Here is a 16,428-nt window from a genome sequence, read left to right on the forward strand (position 1 = left end):
AGTAATATTTGAAAAATAACGTAGAGCTGTTGCAGGAAAAGGAATTAAAATCCAAGATCAAAAGACTGAAACGAAAGAAGATTCTTAATGATCTCGGATCAACTTTAATAACTATTTTCTTGTTTCTTGGTATGATTCTGTTTACTGTGTATGGGCAATGGATTCTTGTTGGCTCTCTAGCAATATTATTTTTCGTCTTTTCAATTGGTATTGTCAGTGATTAACTTGACGCAAGAAAACCAGTATATCAAGGAAATGCAGCAGGCAGCCAACTTTACGCACTTTTTGCGCAGTCGATTACGGCGTTATGCGAAGGGAGAAACAATGAATAAAGGAGTGACTGATACACCTGAAGCTAAAGCTGAGCAAGGTAAATCCAAGCGGTAATAATGGCTCCACTTATCATTAGTGCAGTGTGGTTATATTTAAAAAATCAATTAACTACGCGCCTTCGGCACCCGACAACTTACATTCCGCTTCACTGCGCTCCAGCTGCGGGTTATTGAGACGTTAAATCTTTAGTCGTAATAATTATGAAATACTTATGAAACATATTTCGCTCTTTACATTGTTGTTAACAATTCCACAACAATCTTTAGCGAGTAATTATCAAAATGCTAGCTTAGATCGTATCGCCACTACAGATACTGGGACAACAATATTATGGTCCTCTACTGGTCGGGGGGATTCTGCAATCAATTCATGTTCAACGGGCACTGGAGTTTTAGCTTTTGATTCAAAAACTGAAGGCGGAAAATCATTGCTTTCAATTGCTCTTGCAGCTTATATGGCTGGAAAAAAGTTAGTGTTTCTACAAGTGACTCGGATTGTCTTAGTGCTGTCGGATTGACTGCTGTAGTGAAGCGTATTGATATCCATAAATCATCGTATATTATGAACAGGATTTAACAAGTTTAGTAGCATGGACCCAAAAACTCCGCTTGAACTTTATGCGACTACATACTCGCACAAAACCCGGACTTCATATTCGGCCACATGCAAAAGGCATTAAGTTTCACATGAAGAGAAAGCCTAGAGTACTGAAGAAAATCCATAGGCGTTGGTTGGAGTTAGCGATTATTGATCTTAGTCAAGATCCTACATGGCGCGAGCGACTTTTTAACTCAGAGTACAATAGCGAATTCCCCATTGATTCAGAAAATTGTGAGGGGTTGTGGCAACCGGCAATCAGAGCCCTTGGTAAGTACGGCCTGGAGTATACAGTTAGTAAGGTTCCAGAAAATCAGGTAGTTGAGCCTTGGTTGGCAGAGGGCGGTCTCGCAGTATTTGAGTTCAAAGCTAAAAAATTCCCTACAGTGTGTATGCAAATAGGTAACAACCCTGATGTTATATAGAGCTAACCAAAAACTTAACAAAGCCAAGCGCGCTCGCCAGCAAAGCTGGCTGGACCTACACTCCGCAGCTTCTCTGTTCCATTTCGACTCATGTTGGTGGCGTTATAACTCTCGAGGGTGGATGTGAAACTTTCAGAGTTAGTCGAGTCGGCCGGAATACTTGAAGAGGTTTCATCATATGGGCCCCAAGAACTGCCTGGCGAAATAACGCAGATATTGCTGAGGTTTGAGCACTCGAGTTGTGTATTCTGTGTAATCGATGACACGGATGAAATCTATCTAAAGAGTTTCGAGGAAGGCTCTTTATTGGCTGAAAGGACTTCCCCTACAGTGTTTCACAAATGCATAGGGAATAAGCTAACTTGGGCTTGGGAAATGAGGAATAATCAAGACTATTCTGATGCTCTAAAGTTTGAGTTTTCTAGCGGGGTCTCTGTTGAGTTAGTTGTCATGGCGTCATCGATTAAGCAATACTTAGTAAGTGAGTTATAACAAGGTGCTGCTGCAGAAAATTTACTCGCTGGCGCTCCCAAATTACCGCAGAGCACGGCGATAGGCAAAAACTGGAGTTTTACACATGAATACGGAGCTTGGTAAAGCAGTACAAGAAGCAGAAACAAAGCTACGGAATGCGATGTTGGATTCTGATTTAAATGCATTATCCGCGCTTCTTGCTGATGATTTAGTTTTTACAAACCACCTCGGCCAATTGCTTACCAAAAGAGACGATTTATCGGCACATGAATCAGGAAGGCTTGATATAGAGTCAATCAATATTTCAGAAAATAGTATAAAAGTACTGGGCAATACTGCTGTAGTTACCGCTCGAGTACAAATATGTGGAACATATGATGGCAATCCAACTAACGGAGATTTCAGGTTTACGCGTATATGGGCCAATCAGGATAATAGCCTTCAGGTTAAAGCGGCTCACTCATGTACCGTTACCTATCAAAAGGCTGCAACACGACCCGGCCCGCAATCCCGCCATGCTTTGAACTTATAACGCTTTAGTGGACAGTAAATTTAGTATCCACTAAAGGGGGTCCTTATGGGACAAACTTAAAGAAGAAACTATTTCCAATACACATCTGAGTTCAAATAGGTACTCGTTAGGTTGGCAAATCATAATTATATCCAAGTCACCTATATTTCCGAGGCATTAGATATACATCCGGTCCTGATCTATCGCTGGCGCAAGGAGTTTAATGACGGTAAGTAGGATGAAAAGTCGAAAGTGAAAAAGAGTAAACCGGTCGGACCTACAAAAATAATCTGCATCAGAACAGTCTTGAGCCAAGGAATGCACTTGCAAAAATTCGGAAATTGGAAAAGCAACTCAAACAGCGTAAGAAGGAAGGGCCCCGTGCCGAGGCCCAAGAGTTGGAAGATTACAGTGTCTCTTCCACAACACTGAAAGATACAGCGCGACTGGCGCGGCGGCCATCGGCACTACGTGCTCGGATAGCATCTACTTTCTTTGCTGGTGTCTCGTCTGTGACGGGGCGCCAGGATTCACCGTCATAATACTCGGTGGCCAACCCCGGGAAGGCCTGGGCAACTTTTAGGTGCCCTTCGTCATTCAACGCCCCTGGCACCGGGATGCGATACCCTACCCCGGTAAGATCCAGCTTGAATAGCTCTTTGTGCCCCACCGCGGCAGCAAATCCTCTCCAGTCCGCCTCCAAAGCGGCAACATCAACGAGACCACTCTCAGCAGAAAACTCCTGCCCTGGGACCGCATCCAACTCCCAGGACGCCTGGTGCCACGCCCGCTCGGCCAGGGCCAGCAGCCGCGGGAATATCATATATTCCACCTGCGCATCGGTGCGCACCACTTCGCTCCACAGATTACCTTGTATACCGCGTACGCTGTTGGCAAAGCTTTCATCTGCCGCTTTCGCCGACCAGGCATTGCCATCGCGATCAGTAGATACTTCTGCCAGTTGGGCCGTGACCAGGGGGGCGTAACTGAAGGTCTTACGTGTGTCGGTATGGCGTGACGCCCAATAGTAACCAAGCTCCTTCGGATCGACCTCGTAAGGCATATCGAAGTACAGAAAGTCGGAGTGAGACTGCACCACGTCAAATCCGACGGCGGCGAAATGCGAGCTTTCATCACCACCACCCCAGAACAGCGGGGCCCAGGAGTTGACATAGTTGTTTTCTGTCGCGAGTTCCTCGCCGGCATCTTTTACAGCTTTAACACCGTCATTCCATGCGCCGAGCGTGGGAATCCCGGTATCATGGACCAGAGAGGCAACACGGCGCGCGTAGTAGCTACCCAGCTCCGAGATGTCCGCAACCGCGCCACTGGCAACCAGCTTCTGGCACTGAGGGGAGCCCGACCACGGCTGCTTGCGAGCACCAGCGCCAACATCTCCTTTGGCGGGGTCCTGCCCTGGCGCATCTTCAAAGCTGTCACCGGCGAAAATATTGACGGCCTCATCGCCACCGAAATGCCAGCTTTGCAGCGGATAGCCTGCGCGCTCGTGCATCGCCTGCACCTCAGACATCACCTTGCCCACAAACTGGTAAGTGGAGTCGGTGCAGGGGTTAACGTAGCTGTCGTCGTAGAACTGGACCGATAGGAAACGGCTGTTGTCTTCTGCATCAATCAGTCGGTAGCGCGCAGCCGCTTCCGGATCTGATTCCACCAGACGGCGATAACGCGCCTCCATCGACACAACCGCAGCCCGGGCATGGGCGGGCATATCGAACTCGGGGATCACCTCGATATGGCGCTCACCGGCATAGCGAACAATCTCGATGTAGTCCTCGACACTGAAATGGCCGCTGCCATTGTTATCCGTATTAGGGCCAGAGCCCAACTGAGGTAACAGACACTGGTTCTCCTCCAGGTCGAAACAGCGGCGAGAACCAATCTCAGTGAGTTCTGGCAGACCGGGCACTTCCAGGCGCCAGCCTTCGTCCTCAGACAGGTGGACGTGGAAACGGTTGAGTTTATAAGCCGCCATCTGGTCGAGCAGCTTGAGCACCAGCGGTTTGGTATGGAAGTTACGGCCTACATCGAGAAAGAGCCCGCGATGGGGGAAACGCGGCGCATCCTCAACCCGGGCTGTCATCAGCGTGCCGGCGCGTACATTGATCAGGCCAAGTAATGACTGAAGTCCATAGAAGGCGCCCGACTGGTCCGCGGCGGTTACCAAAGCGCCTGTCTCTCCCACCTCAAGTTGGTAAGATTCTGCAGTATTCGCAGACAGCTTTGTATCGATCACCACTGATACGGGATAGGCTCCGGCGCCTTCACCAACGAGGCCAAAGGCATCCAGACGCTGTTTTATAACGTTGAGGGTCGCGGTCGATAACGCCCCCCCATCCACAGAAAGACCCGCACTGATATCAACGGCAATACCACGACTTTCGAGCTTCAGGGGCTTGGGGATAATACGGGACTGCCACTGATCACCTTCCTGAACACCACGCCGGGAGAATTCCTCAAACCGACTGGCTGCGGTTGCCAGGACATTGGCATCCGTGGATGCCCGCTTCCAATTATCGGAGTGGTTTTTCTCAATCGGCAGAACCAGTTCGGCAATGCTATTGGAGTCGGTGGATCGGATAACCTGTGCCTGTCCGTTCGCATCGACGGTAAACAGACGCGGCATAAAGTCAGATTCGAACTGGAACCAGTACTCGGCGAGAAAATCCAGCTGCAGCGTCTCCCCTTGTGCCAGCCCCGGGAAATGGGCCAGAGGTACCAAACGGTGCAGATCTCCCTTGACATGCTCCAGGCGCAAATCGTCACGGTTCATCAGCGCCAGGGTACGGCGCACACTGTGGAAGTAGAGACTCCATTCCGAAGCACCCGGTGCCAAAGCGGCCTCGCCGGCGTTGGTCAGCGATATCCGGTAGGTCGAGCAAATTGCCCCGCTGCCGCCTTCGCGCTTGCAACGCTCTGCAAGTTCGTCGCCGGTCGCCTGGTAGTTGGTGAGCACTTCCAACTGCACCGAGAAATCTTCGGCAATCTGCCGGGCCGAACCCCGTTCCGGATTGTCGTGCCCACCGCAACCCGTCAGGACGACCGTCAGTCCCAAGGCCAGGGAAAAGACTGAAATTCTTAGCTTGGTCTTATTCAGGGAGGGGATGGCGCAAAGCATGGGAGTCCTTTTCTATTTGTTATGGCACCAGTGATTGCAAGGTCCACAATAACGAAAAAGACAACGCTGTCAACAACACTTCCATTTAACTTTGTTATTCGTGCGCCTCCCTTACCGGCTGGCGAGCTGGTCGGTGAACCGTAATGATCACCACCGGTAAAGCCCCTGCTTAAGGCAGAAAAGCAACCTACCAGTACCACTCGTTTTCTCCCCTTGATTCAGGTTGATCACACCGTATCTCCCCGGGGACAAGACGCAATGTCTTGCCTCAGTCATATTCTCTTAATGTTCCGCTTTGATCGTGATACGGGTCTCATATCAACTCCAGTGGCGGAACTTTCATTTTAATTGTCTTTACCCCGTAGTAATTCGTCCCTTTCTGCATTGCGATTCCCTATAAGCGATGATATTTTGACAGCGATGTCATTTTGGCAATCGCGTCACCTAACTGCCGATGACCAACAACAAAAATAACTTACTCAAGGTGAACCCAATGAAACACTTTCTCGCGCTCGGCAGTCTTGCCGTGGCGATCTTTGCCGCAGGCCAGGCGCATGCCGTGGACTGCACAGGCCTCCCGGACTGGGATGCCGCAACCGCCTACAACGGCGGTGCAGAAGTCCAGTACAACAGCAACGCTTATCGGGCCAACTGGTGGACACAGAACCAGAACCCGGAGCAGTTCTCCGGCCAGTATCAGGAATGGACGCTGCAAGGCGCCTGTGAGGGTGCTGTTGACCAGCCTCCAGCCGGCTCCATCACCGCCCCCACCAACGGTATGACATTTAGCGAAAATGACAACGTTATCATTACCGTGAACGCGAGCGACGATAGCCAGGTCGTCAGCGTAGAATTTTTCGTCGATGGTAGCGCTATCAGTACAGATACCAGCGCACCCTGGCAGGCCAGCTGGACCGCCGTTGCCGGCAACCCGGTGTTGCGCGCACGCATAGTGGACGACACGGGACAGGACGCGTTCACCACGAATGTCACCATCACCGTGAGCGGCCCACAGGCCCCGGTCATCTCGCTCGACAACCCGATAGACGGTACGCAATTGGATACCGGTGCGACTGTATCCCTCACAGCCAGCGCCAGTGACCCAGATGGCAGCATCACTTCGGTAGAGTTTTTCGTCGACGGTAACAGCCTGGGGAGTGACACCAGTGCACCCTACGCGATCGAGTGGACAGCGACCAAAGGCAACCATGTCCTGTACGCAACGGCCACCGACAACGATGGCCAGAACACTCAATCGGCCTCAGCCAATATCAACGTCACCACACCCGATATCCCGCCAACCGTAACCCTGAATAATCCTGTCGACGGTAGCGTGTTTGATGAAGGCACCAGTGTCAGCATCGCGGCCACAGCCAGCGATACAGAAGGTGCGATTTCCAAAGTGGAGTTCTTTGTCGCCGGGCAGAAAGTGGGCGAACATTCCAGTGCGCCGTTTAGTATCGATTGGGTCGCCACTCCCGGCAGCGCCTCCGTTTTCGCGAGAGCATTCGATACCGCTAACCAGTCCACTGACTCCGCGCCGGTTTCAATCACCGTAAACGGTGAACCCGTAGCGGGTGACTTCCCCTGTCGTCCCGATGGCTTGTTTACCAGCCCCGGGGCGGCACCGGACTACTGCGATATTTATACCGCAGAAGGCCGGGAGATCATGGGGGCCGATCATCCGCGCCGGATCATTGGTTACTTCACCAGTTGGAGAAACGGTGCCAATGGACAGCCCACCTACCTGGTGAACGATATCCCCTGGGACAAGATCACCCACATTAATTACGCTTTCGCCCATATCAATGACAGCAACGAAGTATCCGTTGGCAACACCGCCGATCCCGCCAACCCTGCCACCGGCATGACTTGGCCCGGCGTCAGTGGCGCAGAGATGGATGCGGACTTCAGCTATCAGGGCCACTTCAACCTGCTGAGCAAATTCAAGAAGCAGCATCCTAAAGTGCGCACCCTCATTTCCGTCGGTGGCTGGGCAGAAACCGGTGGTTACTTCAACGAATCTGGTGACCGTGTTGCCAATGGTGGTTTCTATACCATGACCACCAATGCCGATGGCAGCATCAACCATGCCGGCATTGAAACGTTCGCCAACTCCGCCGTGGACTTTATCCGCCAGTATGGCTTTGACGGCGTCGATATCGATTACGAATATCCCACCTCAATGAACGATGCCGGCAACCCGCTGGACTTTGGCATCGCCAATCCGCTGCGCGGTTCTCTCATGAAATCTTATGTGGAGCTGATGCGTGTATTGCGTGAAAAGCTGGACATCGCGGGTGAGCAAGATGGCACCCACTACATGCTGACCATCGCCTCGCCGTCCTCTGGATACCTGCTGCGCGGCATGGAAACCATGCAGATCACCCAGTATCTGGACTACGTCAACATCATGACCTACGACCTGCACGGCGCGTGGAATGAATATGTGGGCCACAACTCCGCACTTTACGACAACGGCGAAGATCCGGAGCTGGCCGCCGCGAGTGTTTACTCCACTTCCCAGTATGGTGGTATTGGCTACCTGAATATCGACTGGGCAGTGAAGTACTTCCGCGGATCCATGTCCCCGGGCCGCATTAATATCGGTATTCCCTACTACACCCGAGGCTGGCAGGGCGTGAGCGGTGGCAACAACGGCCTGGGCGGCTCTGCCGCACTGCCAAACCAGTCCGATTGTCCGACCGGTACCGGCGGCTCTGCCAAGTGCGGTTACGGTGCCATTGGCATCGACAACATGTGGCACGACCTGGACGAAAACAGCGTGGAAATGGGCGCGGGCTCGAACCCTATGTGGCATGCCAAGAATCTGGAAAGTGGCATCCTCGGCTCCTATGTCACGGACTACGGGCTCGATCCAGCAGGCGACCCGGACGATGCGTTTGTCGGCACTTACGTACGTAACTACGATGCCGTGTCTGAAGCGCCGTGGCTCTGGAACAGCACCAAGAATGTATATATTTCCACAGAAGACGAAGAGTCAATGGACGCGAAGGTACAGTACGTCATCGACCAGGGTGTCGGTGGCATCATGTTCTGGGAACTCGCCGGTGACTACGACTGGGATGCCGCCAAGGGTGAGTACTATATGGGCTCCACCCTGACGACCCTCGCCTACGACAAGTTTGCCAGCGCAGCGCCCTATCGCGAGCAGCGCAGTGATCGCGTAATCCCTTCTGAAGCGATCGATGTGGGTATCGAAATTTCCGGATTCAAACTCGGCGACCAGAACTACCCGCTAAACCCCAAGCTGTACATCACCAATAACACCGGTGGTGTATTGCCCGGCGGTACTGTATTTGAGTTCGATATGCCGACGTCGACATCCAACATCATTACCGATCAGAGCGGTGCCGGTCTCGAAGTCATTGAGGACGGGGCCAATTCCGGTGGCGGCAATGTCGGCGGACTCGAGAACGAATTCCACCGCGTGCGCTTCGCCCTGCCGGGCTGGCAGGATCTTGCCGATGGCGAGACCTGGGATATGACCATGAATTACTACCTGCCCGTTTCAGGCCCTCAGGCCTACACAGCCACCGTGAACGGTACAACGTACGCACTGGCATTCGAGCATCCGGAACTGCCTCTGGCGACGCCTGCGGGTAGTGGCGACGGCGGCACTGGCGGAGGCAGCGGAGGGACCAGCTGCGCCGACGCCGGTATCGATACCAGCGGACTGGTGACCTATCCACAGTGGCCCTCTGGCGATCACGCCAGCGGCGGTCAGCAAATCATTCATGATGGCAGCGTATACCGAGCCAAGTGGTGGACAAATTCGGTTCCAGGAAGCCCCGATGGCAGCTGGGAATTTGTCTGCAACGTGAACTGAGTTTTAGCGGGGGCAGGAAGCCCTCCGCTGTTACAACAGGATGTTGCCAATTTCTCTCTGAAGACGTTACAGGTTATTACTCCTGTACTTGCCCCGGTCTCCGGGGCCTTTTTTTTTGACCAAGGAATTTTTCTCATGCTCGTAAGCGCAACTTCCCGAACTGCACGCACAACAATGACCGCCTCGCACTCATGAATCCTGATACGGAATCAAGCGGTAGCATGCAACAACAGACCAACTACTCTCCCACTAGCCACAGGCGCCTGGCATCCGTCGATGCCTTGCGTGGCTTTGATATGTTCTGGATTATTGGGGGCGAATCCCTGTTCGCCCCGCTGCTGTCCCTGACCGGGCTCGGTGCTTTTGCGTGGGGACAAGCACAGATGCAGCACAGTACATGGCATGGATTTACCCTGTATGATCTGATCTTCCCACTGTTTATCTTTCTTTCCGGAGTTACCCTCGGTCTGGCCAATAAAACCTTGCGGGGCCAGCCACCACAACAACGCCAGAGCGCATACAAAAAAGCGGTCAAAAGACTGCTGATTCTTGTGGGTCTCGGAGTGCTGTATAACCACGGCTGGGGCGCAAGTGTTCCCCCCGACCTGTCCGAAATACGCTATGCCAGTGTTCTCGCCCGCATTGGCTTTGCCTGGTTCTTTGCCGCACTGATTGTCTGGCACTGTCGCCCCATCGCCCAGTACCTGATTTTTGCGGGTATCCTGCTTGGCTACTGGCTCCTGCAACTCGGACTGGGAGATTTCAGTATCTCGGGATCAATTAACGCTGCGGTAGACCAATGCTGCCTGCCGGGCATCACTTATCAAGGCAAGCCGTACGACCCTGAAGGGCTGCTGTCTACCCTGCCCGCCGTCGCCAATGCGCTCGCCGGCGTTTTTGCCGGCCGCTGGCTGCATCTGCACCGAGACCAGCCAGGCAAACTGCTCAGGGGATTGTTCCTCGCGGGTATCACCCTATGCGCACTCGGCTGGACCTGGAACCTGGTTTACCCGGTGAATAAAGACTTATGGACGGGATCCTTCTCTCTCGTCACCATTGGTTGCAGCCTGCTATTCCTCGGTTGCTTCTATCTGATTTCGGATATATGGAAGTGGCGCTGGTTTACCACTCTGTTTGCCGTGATCGGTTGCAATGCCATTCTGGTGTATATGGCCAGCAGCCTGGTGAACTGGACCTACACAAGCAAGAGCCTGTTTGGCGGCATTGCCTCTGTATTTTCTTCTGCGGATGCCGGGAACCTGGTGATTGTTATCGGTGTGCTGGCGGTACAGTGGATTATTCTCCACTGGCTTTACCGTCGAAAACTGTTTGTCAGCCCCTAGGGAGCCTCCATCAGGCTTTGCTCCACTCCCTGCTTGCGACTTCCACAATCAAAGTACCGGTCATACGGGATAAAAATACTGCTACTCATATTTATCAACACCCATAATTACAATAATTCAGCGACAAAAAAAGCCGGGCAATGCCCGGCTTTTTCCATTCAACTTCGATTAGAAATTGTATCGTGCTCCCACAACGAAGCGACGGCCATTTTCATACAGGGACATGAGACGATCTTCATATTCGCTGTACTCTACGACCTGCTCATTGGTGAGGTTCACTGCCTCCAGAGTGATCTGTGCGTTGTCAGTGACGTTGTACGAGAAGCTCGCATCCAGCTGACCAAACGCGTCATTGGACAGCGGGTTACCGTTCCAATGGAAGCCCTTGCTCCACTCAGAGCGATAGTTGTACATCATCCGCGCACCGAAGGTATCGTTTTCGTAGTAACCCATCAGGTTAGCCATGGTATCGGAGATACCAACAACACTATCGGAACCAGTATCGGTGTAGGTGTAGTTCGCCTGAACACCAAAGCCGTTGTCGAAGTCGTGCAGCACAGCCAGCTCAACACCAGCGACCAGGCCACCATCACCATTCACCTGGCGACTAAAGTCAACGTCAACCCAGGTAGCAGTCTGTTCATCGTAACGCGCTTCGGTAAAGGTCTCCTGAGCCAGGTAACTGTGGTTCTTTTTAATAAAGGTCGTTGCGGAGAACGCAGACACATCACCGTAGTACCACTCGTAGGAAACGTCTAACTGGTCCGCCAGGAACGGCTCCAGCTGAGGGTTACCGGCCTGCCCCTGGGGGTCCGGTGCATTCAGAGCACCAAAGGTCTCGAACGGAGAAATCTGGTTCCAATTCTGACGAGCCATAACACGGGCAACCGCAGTACGAATCACCATATCGTCATTCAGGTCATAAGCAATGTTAAAGCTCGGCAGGATTTCGCTGTAGTCGTTATCTTCCGTGACCCAGGCCAGGTAAGACGGATTCAACCAATCGCGATCAACCGTTTGGAAGCCCCAGGAATCGCTGCTGAACTCGTAGCCGGAAGAGGCTTGCTCAGTAGACACATAGCGCAGACCGAAGTTACCGCGGTAGTTGTCACCCTCGAAATTCGCCTGAACATATACCGCAAAAATATCTTCCTCCACTGCCCAGTTATTGGCCAGCTCAAGAGAGCGTGCGTAATCGGCGCTGACACCGTTCAAGCCAGCAAACGCGATTTGCTCCATCACGTCACGCATTTGTGCCAGTGCGGTGGTGGAGTTACCACCGGCGGGCGTATCAAAACTCACAACGCCGCCAGAGTTCAAACCACAAGAAGATAAAGTCGGGCAATTTGCGAAGATATAATCAAGGTATGAGCCAGCGAGATCCTCATTGCCAGTCATAGTCTCAGGACCATGCCAGCTGTATACGATACGCTGCTGGGTACGCTCGGCGTTGCGAACCTTGACACCTGTCTCGATAGAGGTAAATGCACCCGCCTCTATCGGCAGCTCGAGATCTACCTGGAAGTAGGTTTCTTCATCAGTGGTCGGGCGCTCACCGCCCCAGATCCAGCCAGCGGCATAGGCATCTGCATCACTAGGCGCAGGATTGGAGTCGAGAGATGGCGCGTTCAGGTCAAACTCATAGTCGCCACCGGACCAACCATACTCCCAAGAAGTCTCGCGATAGGTACCGCCCTTGGCAGAAGTATTACCGGCAACAATATCAACGCTGAATGCATCAGTTACATATTCGGCAGTCAGGGTATAGGACTGAGATTCAGAGGAAGATACGCGGTTGATCCAGTTCACAACACCACGGCCGCCACCAGAAATCTGGGAAGCCACAACACTGTTGCCACTCAGCTGACCATTAGTCGCATGATCGACCGCATTGTCTCCTGCGAATACCAGCCAGTTGGCATTCATGTTATCCGCGTCCATGCTGGTGTCCAGCACGTCCAGAGTCAGCTGCAGCTCGTCGGTCGGACGCAGCTGAGCAGACAGGAATACAGTTTCGCGCTCGCGCTCCTGAAAGAAAGTCGGGGTACCCATGGTACCGGGAACCATTACGCCAGGAGTGGCTTCGTCGGTCCAGGACAGCACTTCAAAACCGGAACGCTGAACAGTGCGGTCCTGCTTGGCCGCAGATACCAGCACACCAAAGGTTTCGCTATCGTTCTTCCATGAGTACTGGCCAGAGATGCTCGGGTCATACTCTTCCGAAGTTTCGGAGTAGATGCTCTCTACTGCAATCGCAGCCTGACCCGCGTCGAGATCAAGAGGGCGGTGAGTACGCACGTTAACGGTACCGCCCAGGGAACCTTCGTCCTGAGAAGCCTGCGGGCTCTTGGTTACCTCGAGGGAGGAAATCAGGGTGGAAGGCAACAGGGTAAAGTTGAAGCTGCGAGACGGATTATCCAGAATGAACCAGTCAGCAGTACCGACAGATTGACCGTTCAGGGTTGTACGGTTGTAATCTGGACCCGCACCACGAATAGAGACACGTTCCCCTTCACCGAACTCGCGGCTTACCGCCACACCCGTGATACGGGATAGAGATTCAGCGATGTTCTTGTCCGGGAACTTACCGACGTCTTCCGCAGAAATTGCGTCGACAATTGCACCAGCATTTCGCTTGGTGCTCAAGGCATCCTGGAGAGAGCCACGAATACCGGTTACAGAGACTTCCTCAATAGCTTCATCCGACTGGGCAATAGCCAGCGGAGCCATCAGGCCACCACTAAGTACAGCTGCACTGATAGACAGAGCGAGTTGATTGCGCTTTAGCATCGATTTCCCCTTCCTTGCTTTTTATTTATATGAAGGTTGTGAGTAATTTTTTTTATTTCACCTCGTACCGCAAAATGATAGCGCTGTCATTTAAGGTTATGATAGCGCTGTCATTCTAAATAATCGAAGATACACAGGATTACCCGGAATTGCTACCGTCTTTGGAGTAAAAAAACCTTCGGTCCGAGCGATTGATGTAATGACATTCCGCACCTCGTAGATACCAAAACCCTTTAATTTAAAGCCGTTAGCTCAAGGGCGGAAAATCCGGGGGGCCGTTCCGCAAGCTTCATCCACATCAAATCCAGCACTTACTTACGCTACTCACGGCGAATTTCCGGTCATTTCTGCTAGGATGGCGGACAGACCAACGGTGCAGCGACAAGCGCCGACGAAACAGTTCAAGGACCAGACGGCCCCATGAAAGCCACCATTAACGACGTCGCCGCGCATGCGGGAGTATCCATAAAAACCGTATCCAGGGTCATCAACAACGAGCCCTCGGTGCGCCCCGCAACCAAAAAGAAGGTCGAGGATGCGGTCAAGGCCCTGAATTACCAGCCCAACCTGGCCGCCCGCAATTTGGCCAGCTCCCGGACATATACCATCGCGTTTATTTACGACAACCCGAACGCCTACTATGTGATCGACATGCAAAACGGCATCCTCAATGCCTGTAAGGCCAGGGGCTATGAGTTGCTGATCCATCCCAGTAACTCCAAATCGGCATCGGTCCACGATGAACTGAAAAATCTGGTCGAACACTCAAAGGTGGCCGGGCTCGTTTTGACTCCGCCTTTTTCGGAAACACCGGCCGTGATCGAGACACTCCAGGATCTCAACGCAGACTACGTACGCATCGTTTCCAAAACCGCGGATGTAAAGGACCAGGACAACTGCATTCAGGTAGACGACTCTGCCGCCGCGTTTGATATCACCCGCCACCTCATCGGGCTCGGCCACAAGCGCATCGGCTTCCTCTGCGGTGGAGAAGAACACATTTCTACCCACAGTCGTCTTGACGGGTATCGGCATGCCATGAAGGAAGCCGGCCTCCCTGTGGACGAATCCCTGATTCTCAAAGGAGAGTACTCGTTTGATTCCGGCGTTCAGGGTGCCAAAGCATTGCTTGGTACTGACAACCCACCCAGTGCCATCTTCGCCAGCAACGATGAAATGGCGGCCGGTGCACTCTTTGCCGCTCGATTAATGAACGTCGACATCCCGTCCCAGCTCTCCATCGTAGGATTCGAAGATAGCCCTTTCTCCAGGCAGACCTGGCCGAAACTGACAACCGCGCACCAGCCCAACAACGAAATCGCCAAGTGTGCTGCCGCACTCGTGCTGAGCAAAGCGCGCGGTAAAACATCCGGCGAGAACGCCAGCGCCAGCAAGGAAGCGGGGGTTCAACGAGAATTCACCCCCGAGCTCGTCGTACGTGATTCGAGCGGAAGCGCACCGGGTAGCTGATCCTTCCAACATTTACCTCCTCCCCAAAAAAAGCCCTCCTTAAAGGAGGGCAGGTTCACGAGAGCCAAGGAGATACAACGACGAGAATCAATGTGACTGATGCACCATGCAGCGGAATTATTTCCAGCTGCGTATCTTGTGCCCTTTCAGGGCATAGAAAAGGATGAACAGGTAGCACGGTAGCGCTACCCAGTAGCCCGTGCGCACTTCACCGGCAATTTCAGACAGAGGACCGAAACCAAAGGTTGGGATAATGGCCCCACCGGCGATACCCATAATCAACAGCGCAGACCCCTGCGCGGTCAGGCGCCCAAGACCTTCCAGGGCGAGAGGCCAGACGGCAGGCCACACCAGTGCGTGCGACAGCCCCATCAGGGCAACGAAAGTGATGGGGTCAGGAACTACTGGAGCGATACCACTCCACCCCCACAGGATATCGGCCAGCAAAGTACTTTCCTGAGAACCAAACAGCACACCGACCACACACAGGCTGCCAGCCACCGCCGACCCGAACAGGGCTTGCTGCTGGTTGATAAAGCGTGGAATCCCTACAACACCAATGGTGTAACCGATCACCATAAACACCATGGTGTAGGACGTGAGGGCGGCGTAATTGGACAAACCAAGACCTTCGCCATAGAGGCCGATGGTGTCACCCGCAATAACCTCGACACCAACGTAGGCGAACAGCGCCAGAGAGCCGAGTACAACCTGGGGGTAACGCAGAATATCGAGGAAGCTTCCCTCAGATTGGCCAGCATCGGCAGCGTCATCTTCGTCGATTTCCGGCAGACCGGAAAACTTCACCAGTCCAACCAACGCGAACAGGACAATCGCCATGTAGATGTAAGGCATGATCAGGCGGCTGGAAACTTCCGCCAGCTGGGTTTCCCGTTCAGCCGCAGACAGTTCGGCCAGTGATTCACTATTGAAATCGGTTAGGCCAGACAGCACAAGCGCTGTAAAGGCCAAAGGTGCGAGCACACCCGCGCTTTTACTGATAATGCCCATGATGGCGATACGCATGGCCGCGCTTTCAGCAGGCCCCACCTTCACCACGTAGGGGTTTGAAGCCGTTTGCAGAATGGTCAGGCCAGCCCCCAGGCCAAACAGAGCCACCAGGAAAACCAAGTAGCTACCGGTTTGCACAGCCGGAATAAAAATCAGCGCAGCGACTGCCATGATTGCGAGGCCAATGGCCATGCCATCGCGGTAGCCCGTTTTACGCAGGATAAACGACATGGGCAACGCCATGACGGTGTAGGCAATATAAAACGCAAAGGTAACGAACAACGCCTGGAATTCTGTGAGATCACAGAGCACTTTCAGGAACGGCATCAGCGAGCCATTCAGCCAGGTCACAAAACCAAAAATGAAAAACAGCATGCCGATAATTGCCATAGGCAACAGGCTGCTGCGCGTCTCTCTTTGAACACTAACGGCGGATTCCATAAGAAGCACCTTTTATATTTATTGTTGTTTGAACGTATTACGAAAAA

At 52.9% G+C, this 16,428-nt stretch carries 11 protein-coding genes; 8 read left to right on the forward strand and 3 right to left on the reverse strand.

What is annotated here, in order from left to right; all coding sequences use genetic code 11:
• The first annotated feature begins 216 nt into the window (after positions 1-216).
• The 5 genes from ACJJIP_RS15060 (at position 217) to ACJJIP_RS15080 (ending at position 2,361) form a co-directional block, all read left to right on the forward strand.
• Positions 217-387 (forward strand): hypothetical protein, encoded by a 171-nt coding sequence (locus ACJJIP_RS15060; RefSeq protein ID WP_444902017.1) that lies wholly within the window; start codon positions 217-219, stop codon positions 385-387.
• 157 nt (positions 388-544) lie between these two features.
• Positions 545-850 carry a hypothetical protein gene (locus ACJJIP_RS15065; RefSeq protein WP_444902018.1) on the forward strand — a complete coding sequence of 102 codons (306 nt, stop codon included), beginning with the start codon at positions 545-547 and terminating at the stop codon, positions 848-850.
• A gap of 169 nt (positions 851-1,019) precedes the next feature.
• The gene (locus tag ACJJIP_RS15070; protein ID WP_444945475.1) at positions 1,020-1,355 is read left to right on the forward strand and encodes a hypothetical protein; all 336 of its coding nucleotides are present in this window, start codon (positions 1,020-1,022) and stop codon (positions 1,353-1,355) included.
• Positions 1,356-1,478: 123 nt separating this feature from the next.
• Positions 1,479-1,847 carry a DUF6334 family protein gene (locus ACJJIP_RS15075; protein WP_444945476.1) on the forward strand — a complete coding sequence of 123 codons (369 nt, stop codon included), beginning with the start codon at positions 1,479-1,481 and terminating at the stop codon, positions 1,845-1,847.
• Positions 1,848-1,932: 85 nt separating this feature from the next.
• The gene (locus ACJJIP_RS15080; RefSeq protein ID WP_444945477.1) at positions 1,933-2,361 is read left to right on the forward strand and encodes a nuclear transport factor 2 family protein; all 429 of its coding nucleotides are present in this window, start codon (positions 1,933-1,935) and stop codon (positions 2,359-2,361) included.
• Between the two features lie 385 nt (positions 2,362-2,746).
• Here the strand turns inward: ACJJIP_RS15080 and ACJJIP_RS15085 are convergent, their stop codons facing one another.
• On the reverse strand, positions 2,747-5,476 hold the full coding sequence (locus ACJJIP_RS15085; RefSeq protein ID WP_444945478.1) for a family 20 glycosylhydrolase: 2,730 nt from the start codon (positions 5,474-5,476) through the stop codon (positions 2,747-2,749).
• 493 nt (positions 5,477-5,969) lie between these two features.
• On the opposite strand from ACJJIP_RS15085, the gene ACJJIP_RS15090 reads away from it, so the two are divergent.
• Together ACJJIP_RS15090 and nagX are read left to right on the forward strand one after the other, a co-directional pair.
• Positions 5,970-9,326 carry a chitinase C-terminal domain-containing protein gene (locus ACJJIP_RS15090; protein ID WP_444945479.1) on the forward strand — a complete coding sequence of 1,119 codons (3,357 nt, stop codon included), beginning with the start codon at positions 5,970-5,972 and terminating at the stop codon, positions 9,324-9,326.
• A 221-nt stretch (positions 9,327-9,547) separates the two neighbouring features.
• Positions 9,548-10,669: a transmembrane glucosamine N-acetyltransferase NagX gene (nagX, locus tag ACJJIP_RS15095; RefSeq protein ID WP_444945480.1), complete on the forward strand. Its 1,122-nt coding sequence runs from the start codon at positions 9,548-9,550 to the stop codon at positions 10,667-10,669.
• A 168-nt stretch (positions 10,670-10,837) separates the two neighbouring features.
• Here nagX and ACJJIP_RS15100 read toward each other — a convergent pair whose 3' ends face one another.
• Positions 10,838-13,459 carry a TonB-dependent receptor gene (locus tag ACJJIP_RS15100; protein WP_444945481.1) on the reverse strand — a complete coding sequence of 874 codons (2,622 nt, stop codon included), beginning with the start codon at positions 13,457-13,459 and terminating at the stop codon, positions 10,838-10,840.
• A gap of 420 nt (positions 13,460-13,879) precedes the next feature.
• Here ACJJIP_RS15100 and ACJJIP_RS15105 point away from each other — a divergent pair, with 420 nt between their 5' ends.
• Positions 13,880-14,929, forward strand: a complete 1,050-nt coding sequence (locus ACJJIP_RS15105; RefSeq protein WP_444945482.1) for a LacI family DNA-binding transcriptional regulator — start codon at positions 13,880-13,882, stop codon at positions 14,927-14,929.
• A 117-nt stretch (positions 14,930-15,046) separates the two neighbouring features.
• Here the strand turns inward: ACJJIP_RS15105 and ACJJIP_RS15110 are convergent, their stop codons facing one another.
• On the reverse strand, positions 15,047-16,381 hold the full coding sequence (locus tag ACJJIP_RS15110; protein WP_444945483.1) for a sugar MFS transporter: 1,335 nt from the start codon (positions 16,379-16,381) through the stop codon (positions 15,047-15,049).
• Positions 16,382-16,428: the final 47 nt, after the last annotated feature.

This window comes from Microbulbifer variabilis (genome assembly GCF_052467165.1).

Excerpts from the sequence above, each read along its gene's own strand:
- nagX (WP_444945480.1), top strand. The coding sequence starts at position 9,548 with ATGCAACAACAGACCAACTACTCTCCCACTAGCCACAGGCGCCTGGCA.
- ACJJIP_RS15105 (WP_444945482.1), top strand. The coding sequence starts at position 13,880 with ATGAAAGCCACCATTAACGACGTCGCCGCGCATGCGGGAGTATCCATA.
- ACJJIP_RS15110 (WP_444945483.1), bottom strand. The coding sequence starts at position 16,381 with ATGGAATCCGCCGTTAGTGTTCAAAGAGAGACGCGCAGCAGCCTGTTG.
- ACJJIP_RS15065 (WP_444902018.1), top strand. The coding sequence starts at position 545 with ATGAAACATATTTCGCTCTTTACATTGTTGTTAACAATTCCACAACAA.
- ACJJIP_RS15100 (WP_444945481.1), bottom strand. The coding sequence starts at position 13,459 with ATGCTAAAGCGCAATCAACTCGCTCTGTCTATCAGTGCAGCTGTACTT.
- ACJJIP_RS15080 (WP_444945477.1), top strand. The coding sequence starts at position 1,933 with ATGAATACGGAGCTTGGTAAAGCAGTACAAGAAGCAGAAACAAAGCTA.
- ACJJIP_RS15085 (WP_444945478.1), bottom strand. The coding sequence starts at position 5,476 with ATGCTTTGCGCCATCCCCTCCCTGAATAAGACCAAGCTAAGAATTTCA.
- ACJJIP_RS15070 (WP_444945475.1), top strand. The coding sequence starts at position 1,020 with ATGAAGAGAAAGCCTAGAGTACTGAAGAAAATCCATAGGCGTTGGTTG.
- ACJJIP_RS15090 (WP_444945479.1), top strand. The coding sequence starts at position 5,970 with ATGAAACACTTTCTCGCGCTCGGCAGTCTTGCCGTGGCGATCTTTGCC.